We start from the raw sequence: 8,845 nt of genomic DNA, 5'->3' as shown, positions 1-8,845 counted from the left end.
GATCACTGCATACTTACAAATTAGGCGGCCTAGCGCAGGGGTCCCACCTCTTCCCATCCCGAACAGAGAAGTTAAGCCCTGCAGCGCCGATGGTACTGGGGTTACACCCGGGAGAGTAGGTCGCCGCCACATTATTCAAGCCTCAGCCTTACCGCTGGGGCTTTTGTGTTTTATACCAAATAGCAATAGGCAAGTGGCAAGAAGATTGAGTCAATATCTAGATTGATTTTATAGGTTTGCTTGTGGTCCATTTTCCAATTGCCTGTGGAGATTCTTCTTTAAAATCCCCAATCCGTTATAGCCTTTCTATTAATAAAGCCTCAATCCTGTCGGCAAACAGGGCTGAGGCTTCCGTTTTTTTTGTCCAAGATTTAATTCCTACGTGGTTTAATCATGCCTGAAATTTAGATTCTGGATATTTTTAGCTTTCATCCATTACTTAGCTCCAATAGGGGAAGAAAGGTTATTAAATACCGAATTGTTTGAAATGATGAGTGAGATGCTTTTCATGGAATGTTCTCCATTCTTTCTGGTTCAACAAGCCTAGTCTGGGGTGAATAAAAAAGAGGTCTGGATTAGCCTCGAATAGTTCATTAAATGCTTCTATTGATTTGATGAGCTCTTCTTTGGCCTCGTTAAGATTTGCGTACCGTAGCGGGAGTAATTCATCAGGAAGACCGGGGGCTTTAACTCCTACTGGGAATTCCAAGTCTGTATATAATAAATACTGCTTCTCCTTTAATTGTCTCTCTGAGGGCTCAAAATGTGGGATCTTTATTCTTCCATAGGAAATTTTAATCGTAAGGGTTAAATGCTCAATCATATGTTGAGCAGTCATTTTTCCAAAAATAGCGTGGCTGTCTTCCTTCAACATTTGAAGGCGTGAGATGATTTCTTTTGCTTTCATGATACAATATAGGCAAACAAAAAAGCGCTTGATACTATCAAGCGCCTTTATCCATTTTACGAACTCTAGAATTTTTTTAACTGCCGCACATTTCGCATCCTTCAGGATCGTCTAGGGAGCAAGCAATGGCGTCTTGTTTTTGATTCTTTATGGTTTCGGCTTCATTGGCCTTTTCTACTTTTGGCTCAAGGGCTGATTTATCCAAAGTAAACTTGATAGCTGCAGCCGCAGCTTGAGATCTCAGGTAATACATACCGGTCTTCAAGCCTTTTTTCCAAGCATAGAAATGCATGGAGGTTAGCTTACCAAAGTTTGGATCCTGAAGGAATACGTTCATACTTTGGGATTGACAGATATAAGCTCCTCGATCGGCAGCCATGTCAATAATCACCTTTTGCGAAATTTCCCAAACGGTCTTGTATAGATCTTTGATGTTTTGAGGAATTCCCGGTACGTTTTGTACTGACCCATTGGTAGAAATCAACCTATTTCTCATGGTTTCATTCCATAATCCCAAATTGATCAGGTCCTTCATCAGGTGCTTGTTTACTACAATGAATTCTCCGGAAAGAGTTCTGCGTGTATAGATGTTTGAAGTATAAGGCTCAAAACATTCGTTGTTACCAAGAATCTGAGAAGTAGAGGCGGTAGGCATAGGAGCTACTAAGAGAGAGTTTCTCATGCCGTACTTTTTGATTTTTTCCTTCAAGTCATTCCAGTTCCATCTACCGGATTTTGGAGTCACTCCCCACATATCAAATTGGAGAATACCCTGAGATGCTGGGCTGCCTTCATAGGTCTCGTAAGTACCTTGGGTTTTGGCCAATTCCATCGAGGTCTCTGCCGCTGCATAATAGATCGTCTCGAAGATATCCTCGTTGAGCCCTCTTGCTTCCTCAGAGTCAAAAGGCATTCTTAGAAGAATAAATGCATCTGCCAAGCCTTGTACTCCTAATCCGATGGGACGATGTCTAAAATTGGATCTACGAGCCTCCTCCACGGGATAGTAGTTGATGTCAATCACCTTGTTCAGGTTTTTGGTAGCTACCTTGGTGATCTCATACAGTTTTTGGTGATCGAAGTACAGCTTTCCATCCGGACCTGTCAGGACAAACTTTGGCAATGCCAAGGATGCCAGGTTACAAACCGCTACCTCATCAGGGGCAGTGTATTCAATGATTTCTGTACAAAGGTTGGAGGACTTGATGGTACCTAGGTTCTTCTGGTTGGATTTTCCGTTTGCGGAATCCTTGTAGAGCATGTAGGGAGTACCTGTTTCAATCTGGGATTCAAGCACCTCAAACCAAAGCTCCTGAGCCTTTATAGTCTCTCTTGCTTTTCCCTCTCGTTCGTATTTCTCATACAGTCTTTCAAATTCCTCACCATAGCAGTCTGACAATCCGGGAGCTTCATTCGGACAGAATAGGGACCATTCTTCATTTTTCTCCACTCTTTTCATGAAAAGATCCGGAATCCAAAGGGCGTAGAACAAATCTCTTGCGCGCATTTCTTCTTTTCCATGGTTTCGTTTCAACTCCAGGAAATCCTTAATGTCTGCATGCCATGGCTCCAGATAAATGGCAAAACTTCCTTTTCTTTTTCCACCACCTTGATCCACATAACGGGCGGTCATGTCAAAGTTTCTCAACATCGGAACGATACCGTTGGACACTCCATTGGTCCCTTTGATGTAGCTGCCTTTAGCTCTTACATGGTGAATAGAAAGACCGATACCCCCGGCAGATTGGGAGATTTTGGCGCACTGCTTTAGGGTGTCGTAAATCCCGTCAATGCTGTCATCCTTCATGGTCAACAAAAAGCAAGAAGAAAGCTGTGGCTTTGGAGTTCCTGCGTTGAACAAAGTAGGGGTGGCATGCGTGAACCACTTTTCAGACAGAAGATTGTAGGTTTCGATCGCTGACTCAATATCCTCCTTGTGTATTCCCACGGCCACTCTCATGAGCATGTGCTGTGGTCTTTCGACCACTTTTCCGTCCAATCGGATCAGATAGCTTCGCTCCAGAGTTTTGTACCCAAAATAATCATACCCAAAGTCCCTTTTGTAATCAATTGCCTCATCCAGTTTGGCCGCATGCTTTTTGATGATGCCATACACTTCTGTATCGATCAGCTGAGCATTTTCACCTGTTTTTGGATTGACATAGGTGTACAGCCTTTTCATGGTATTAGAAAAGGACTGGCTAGTAGTCTTGTGCAGATTGGAGATGGCAATTCTTGCCGCCAAAATTGCATAATCCGGATGCCGTACCGTCAAGGAGGCACAGACCTCTGCGGCTAGGTTATCCAGCTCGGAGGTCGTTACCCCGTCGTAAAGTCCATCGATCACTTTTTTAGCAACCTCGATGGGCTGGATGAATTTGGGATCCAATTCATAGCAAAGATTCTCGATCCTTGCGGTGATTTTGTCGAATCGTACTGATTCGCGTCTTCCGTCTCGTTTGATTACTAGCATACTAAAGATATTTAAGGGTGGGGAATTGGGAAAAGTGGTGGTTAAAAGTCTTCTTCAATGGAGAATCTTGAAGAGGACTCAGTGGCTTCAGTAGACTTCATGACACCAGCTTTTTGGTAGTCTCCCACTCTTTTCTCAAAGAAGTTGGTTTTACCTTGAAGAGAAATCATGTCCATAAAGTCAAATGGATTGGTGCTGTTCCAAACTTTTGGGCAACCCAGCTCCATGAGGAGACGATCAGCAACAAACTCGATATATTGACACATTAGGTCGGCATTCATACCGATCAGTCTCACTGGAAGAGCATCGGTAACGAATTCTTTTTCGATGGCCACCGCATCCATGATGATCTCTTTCACGGTCTCTTTTGGAAGCTGGTGGACCACATGTTTGGTATAAAGGTGACAAGCAAAATCACAGTGCAATCCCTCATCACGGGAGATAAGCTCATTGGAGAAGGTCAAACCTGGCATCAAGCCTCTTTTCTTCAACCAGAAGATGGAGCAAAAAGATCCGGAAAAGAAAATCCCTTCCACTGCTGCAAAGGCGATCAGTCTTTCCTGAAAGTTGCCATTGTCGATCCATCTAAGAGCCCATTCTGCTTTCTTCTTGACACAATCGATATGCTCAATGGCGTTTAGTAGTTTGTCTCTTTCTTGGGCATCTTTAATATAAGTGTCGATCAAGAGAGAGTAAGTTTCGGAATGGATATTTTCCATGGCAATCTGAAACCCGTAGAAAAATTTAGCCTCGGTGTATTGAACTTCAGATACGAAATGCTCAGCGAGGTTTTCATTGACAATCCCATCACTGGCAGCAAAGAAAGCTAGCACGTGAGAAATGAAATGTCTCTCTCCGTCATTTAGATTTTTCCAATCGGTCAAGTCCTGACCCAAGTCAATTTCCTCAGCAGTCCAAAAGCTAGCTTCTGCTTTCTTATAATACTGCCAGATGTCATTGTGCTGGATTGGGAAGAGGACAAATCGGTTATTGTTCTCTAAAAGTATTGGTTCTTGCTGCATCGTTCTCTCAGGTTTTAATTTTTATGAATAATAAGAGAGCAAAACTCTCTTAAGTAAGTCCAGGGATGACAAAAGCGGCTTTTGCATGACCGCCCTGAACAAATATGTAAAGCAAATCGGTAAAAAAAAACCTCTAAAGTACCGGTTTAGGCTAGTTTTTGACCGATATTCGAAAAATGTATAAAATATTGTAAATCAAAAAGTAAGGATATAATAGATAAATCATAGAATCAATCATTTTGGGAATTATGGGGGTGCTGAATAATTTTCAACATTTTCGAAAAAGTTTTCCACAAACAAAATCGACTCATATTTTGACCAATGGTCAGAAAAAATATCTCTTCCCGGCTGAATTAATCCCTTTGAAAATCAAGTTGTTTGTTTTTTCAGGGGGATTTTGGTGAGCCATCTCTTGCGGAAACAAGCTGGAATTTGTAAGAGAATTCTCAGAGTGAATTGGTCTTGTAAAGGTAGGGGATTCCAAGGTTAACTTTGGAAAGGGGAGTATTTTGGAGTCATGTTTTTTTCTTCAAAATCTCTTTCTTATATTTGCACTCCGATTTCGATAAATCAATTATCATGTACGCAATTGTAAACATCGCAGGTAAGCAGTTCAAAGTAACAAAAGATCAGTTCGTCTATGCTCCAAAGTTGGAAGGCGAAGCTGGCGCTTCCGTGGAATTTGACCAAGTATTGTTGGCTGAAGCTGACGGTAATGTGTCTGTAGGAGCTCCCCTATTGGCAGGAGCCAAGGTGTCCGGGAAAATCCTGGATCATGTAAAAGGTGACAAAGTGATTGTCTTCAAAAAGAAGCGTAGAAAAGGCTACAAGAAGAAGAATGGTCACAGACAAGACTTCACCAAAGTATTGATCGAAAATATTACACTCTAAGATCTCCTTCTGGGGGTCCATAAACGAATAAAACCATGGCACACAAAAAAGGTGTAGGTAGTTCCAAAAACGGTCGTGAGTCACATTCCAAAAGATTGGGTGTGAAGAAATTTGGCGGTGAGGCAGTTATCGCCGGAAATATTTTGGTAAGACAAAGAGGTACTAAGCATCATGCTGGCCTCAATGTGGGAGTTGGTAAGGATCATACCTTGTTTGCATTGTCTGACGGGGTGGTTGCTTTCAAAACCAAGTCTGACGGTAAGTCTTACGTAAGTGTAGTTCCTTCTCAGGCCTAATACTTTCCTACAAACAAAACATTAACCTCTTCTTCGGAAGAGGTTTTTTTTTGCCCGTCCGAAATTTTTGCCACTGGTCAAGAATTGAATGGTTTTTCAGGGATTACCCCTAACTTTTGAATTGAATCAACACCAACCAAATTAGATGAAGATGATCACTAGATTTTCCTGGTCGGGACTTGTCTTGCTCCTGACGCTTGCCGGGAATCTGCTTTTTGCGCAGCAGGTACCCGATCCCAAAGTTTATGATGCCGTCCAGTGGCGCTTGATTGGTCCCTTCCGAGGCGGTAGAGCCGATGGAGTTACGGGTGTAAACGGAAGTGACAAAACCTATTATTTTGCTTCCACTGGGGGAGGAATTTGGAAAACCACCAATGCTGGACAAACTTGGAAATCTGTATCTGACGGATTTTTCGGCGGCTCCATGGGAGCTGTAGCTGTGGCTCAGAGTGATACCTCCGTGGTGTATGCAGGAGGGGGAGAGAAGACAGTCCGTGGGAATGTCTCTTTCGGATATGGCATGTGGAAAAGTACCGATGCCGGCAAGACCTGGTCCAAAGCAGGACTTGAGAAAAGCAGATTCATTTCTCGACTTCGAATTCATCCGACTAATCCTGACATCGTCTATGCGGCTGTTTTGGGGGATATTTTTCAACCCACCGATATGCGAGGAGTTTACAAAACTACCGATGGAGGAAAAAACTGGGAGAAGATCCTGTATACCAATGAGCAGGCTGGTGCAGTGGATTTGATTTTGGATCCCAACAATCCGGAAATAGTCTATGCCACAACTTGGGAAGTTAAAAGAACTCCCTATAGCCTAGAAAGCGGCGGACCGGGTTCCAAAATGTTTAAGTCCACCAATGGGGGCAAAAACTGGGAGGAACTTTCCGCCAAAGAGACTTTCCCGAAAGGGGTGCTGGGGATCATGGGAATTACTGTTTCTCCAAAAAATTCCAACCGTCTCTATGCCATCATCGAAAATGACAACGGCGGGGTGTACACCTCCAAAGATGCCGGACAGACTTGGGAAAAAGTGAATGAGGACCGCAGCCTTCGTCAACGAGCCTGGTACTATTCCAGAATTTTTGCAGATACTCAAGACGAAGAGACGGTTTACGTCCTTAATGTGAGCTATCACAAATCCACCGATGGAGGCAAAACATTCAAGGGATCCAATGCCCCTCATGGAGATCACCATGACTTGTGGATCGACCCGAATAACAATCAGCGGATGATCATTGCTGACGACGGAGGTGCACAGGTTTCAGAAGATGGGGGAGAAAATTGGTCCACCTATATGAATCAGCCTACTTCTCAGTTTTATAGAGTCACCACCGATAACAGTTTTCCTTACCGAATCTACGGCGCACAGCAGGACAATTCTACTGTCCGCATCCGTCACCGAAATGACGGCGGAGCCATTACCGAAGACGATTGGGAGCCAACAGCCGGAGGGGAATCCGGATGGATTGCTCCAAATCCCCTAGACAATGACATAGTGTTTGGAGGATCTTATGGTGGTCTTTTGACTTGGGAAAATCACCGAAACGGAACTTCCCGAACTGTTAATGTATGGCCTGACAACCCGATGGGACATGGGGCTGAGGGCATGAAGTACCGATTCCAGTGGAACTTCCCGATATTCTTTTCCCCTCATGATCCGAAATTACTTTACACGACCAGTAATCAGTTTCACCGATCGACGAATTATGGGCAAAGCTGGGAAGTGTTTTCTCCGGATTTGACTCGGAATGACAAGAGCAAATTGGGCCCTTCTGGCGGACCAATCACCAAGGATAATACCTCGGTAGAATACTACGCGACCATTTTCACTGCGGCTGAGTCGCCCTTAAAACAAGGTGTGATCTGGGCGGGTTCGGATGATGGCTTGGTGCATGTGACCACGGACAATGGAAAAACCTGGCAAAACGTCACCCCGAAAGACATGCCGGAGTGGCTTCAGATCAATTCGATCGAGGCAAGCCCATTTGAGGCAGGGGAGGCTTATTTTGCTGCCACTGGATATAAAATGGGGAACTACCAGCCATATCTCTACAAGACCAAGGATTATGGGAAAACCTGGACCAAGATCGTAACGGGCATCGATCCGGAGCATTTCACCCGAGTGGTACGAGCAGATCCTGTGAAAAGAGGAATGCTCTATGCCGGTACGGAAACAGGCATGTATTACTCCAAGGACGATGGAGCAAGCTGGCATTCTTTGCAGTTGAATCTTCCTATCGTTCCTATCACGGATTTGACGATCAAGGAAAACAACCTGATTGCGGCAACGCAGGGACGATCATTCTGGATCATCGATGATTTGACCGTCTTGCATCAGGCAGAGCCTGGAATCGAAAACAAATCTTTCCACCTGTACAAACCTCAGGATTCCTACCGAATGGACGGAACGAAAAGAACCAGTTTGACCAATGGAACCAATCGTCCGGGCGGTGTTTTGGTCTACTATTTTCTGAAGGAAAAGCCTCAAGACGAGCTTAAAATCGAGTTTTTCAATGCTAATAAAGAACGTATCCGATGGTTTTCTACCAAAGGGGTGAATGGAGATACCCTGAAAGTGAAGCCTGGAGCTGGGGAATTTAACTGGAACTTGAGGGTAGAAAATGCGGAAGGATTCGATGGCTTGATCATGTGGGCTGCTAATCTTCGAGGTCCTAAAGTGGTGCCGGGAACCTACACGGTGAAAATGACAGTCGATGGACAGGTTCAAGAGCAATCCTTCAAAGTACTGGCTGATCCACGCTACGAATCCACTCAGGCCGAGTTGGAAGAGCAGTACAACTTCCTTTTGGCAGTTCGGGATAAAATCACCGAAACTCATCAGGCGATCAAGTTGATCCGGGCGTATCGATCCGAGTTGGATTCCTTGGAAAAAAAGCCGGCCAATCTCGAGAAGATTAAGGCGGAAATGCAGGAGATTGAGGAGACTTTATATCAAACTCAAAACAGAAGTGGTCAGGATCCGCTGAACTTTCCGATTCGTCTCAATAACAAACTGGCTCATTTGAGCAGCGTGGTTGGCAATGGAGATTTCAAGCCTACGGATCAGTCCGAAGCGGTAAGAAAAGAGCTGACTGAACAGATCGATGTACAGCTGGCCCGATTCCGAAAACTGGAACGGGAGCAGATATCCCGACTGCTCAATATTGAGGAAATGAAAACCAAACTCGAAATCAAGAAATAAAGGAAAAGGCCTCCGGAGCGATCTGGAGGCCTTTTTTTGATTAAATGA

Annotated in this window: 6 protein-coding genes and 1 rRNA gene; 4 read left to right on the top strand and 3 right to left on the bottom strand. The window is 44.3% G+C overall.

Annotated elements, in window-relative coordinates; all coding sequences use genetic code 11:
• Positions 1–20: 20 nt before the first annotated feature.
• Positions 21–132: ribosomal RNA gene (gene rrf, locus G458_RS0116250) — 5S ribosomal RNA — on the top strand.
• 334 nt (positions 133–466) lie between these two features.
• On the opposite strand, the gene G458_RS0116245 is transcribed toward rrf, so the two are convergent.
• The 3 genes from G458_RS0116245 to G458_RS0116235 all read right to left on the bottom strand — a co-directional run bounded on the left by G458_RS0116245 (position 467) and on the right by G458_RS0116235 (position 4,402).
• Positions 467–907, bottom strand: coding sequence for a DUF1569 domain-containing protein (locus G458_RS0116245; RefSeq protein ID WP_026952830.1), 441 nt, complete (start codon positions 905–907; stop codon positions 467–469).
• Positions 908–983: 76 nt separating this feature from the next.
• Positions 984–3,380, bottom strand: coding sequence for a ribonucleoside-diphosphate reductase subunit alpha (locus tag G458_RS0116240; RefSeq protein ID WP_026952829.1), 2,397 nt, complete (start codon positions 3,378–3,380; stop codon positions 984–986).
• Between the two features lie 41 nt (positions 3,381–3,421).
• Positions 3,422–4,402, bottom strand: a complete 981-nt coding sequence (locus tag G458_RS0116235) for a ribonucleotide-diphosphate reductase subunit beta (RefSeq protein ID WP_026952828.1) — start codon at positions 4,400–4,402, stop codon at positions 3,422–3,424.
• 579 nt (positions 4,403–4,981) lie between these two features.
• Here G458_RS0116235 and rplU point away from each other — a divergent pair.
• From rplU to G458_RS0116215, 3 genes are all read left to right on the top strand, one after another.
• A complete protein-coding gene (gene rplU, locus G458_RS0116225; protein ID WP_026952827.1) occupies positions 4,982–5,293 on the top strand; it encodes a 50S ribosomal protein L21 in 312 nt (103 codons plus the stop codon).
• Between the two features lie 35 nt (positions 5,294–5,328).
• A complete protein-coding gene (gene rpmA / locus G458_RS0116220) occupies positions 5,329–5,589 on the top strand; it encodes a 50S ribosomal protein L27 (RefSeq protein WP_026952826.1) in 261 nt (86 codons plus the stop codon).
• A gap of 151 nt (positions 5,590–5,740) precedes the next feature.
• Positions 5,741–8,797 (top strand): WD40/YVTN/BNR-like repeat-containing protein, encoded by a 3,057-nt coding sequence (locus G458_RS0116215; protein WP_157359833.1) that lies wholly within the window; start codon positions 5,741–5,743, stop codon positions 8,795–8,797.
• Positions 8,798–8,845 lie beyond the last annotated feature (48 nt).

Origin of the sequence: Algoriphagus mannitolivorans DSM 15301 (assembly GCF_000429425.1) — a bacterium.
GTDB lineage: Bacteria > Bacteroidota > Bacteroidia > Cytophagales > Cyclobacteriaceae > Algoriphagus > Algoriphagus mannitolivorans.
The sequence above is the reverse complement of the archived record's forward strand: the minus strand, read 5'-3'. Positions and strand labels throughout refer to the sequence as shown.

What these genes read in the sequence shown, in the direction of transcription:
- rplU (WP_026952827.1), top strand. Translation starts at nt 4,982, where the DNA reads ATGTACGCAATTGTAAACATCGCAGGTAAGCAGTTCAAAGTAACAAAA.
- G458_RS0116245 (WP_026952830.1), bottom strand. Translation starts at nt 907, where the DNA reads ATGAAAGCAAAAGAAATCATCTCACGCCTTCAAATGTTGAAGGAAGAC.
- G458_RS0116240 (WP_026952829.1), bottom strand. Translation starts at nt 3,380, where the DNA reads ATGCTAGTAATCAAACGAGACGGAAGACGCGAATCAGTACGATTCGAC.
- G458_RS0116235 (WP_026952828.1), bottom strand. Translation starts at nt 4,402, where the DNA reads ATGCAGCAAGAACCAATACTTTTAGAGAACAATAACCGATTTGTCCTC.
- rpmA (WP_026952826.1), top strand. Translation starts at nt 5,329, where the DNA reads ATGGCACACAAAAAAGGTGTAGGTAGTTCCAAAAACGGTCGTGAGTCA.
- G458_RS0116215 (WP_157359833.1), top strand. Translation starts at nt 5,741, where the DNA reads ATGATCACTAGATTTTCCTGGTCGGGACTTGTCTTGCTCCTGACGCTT.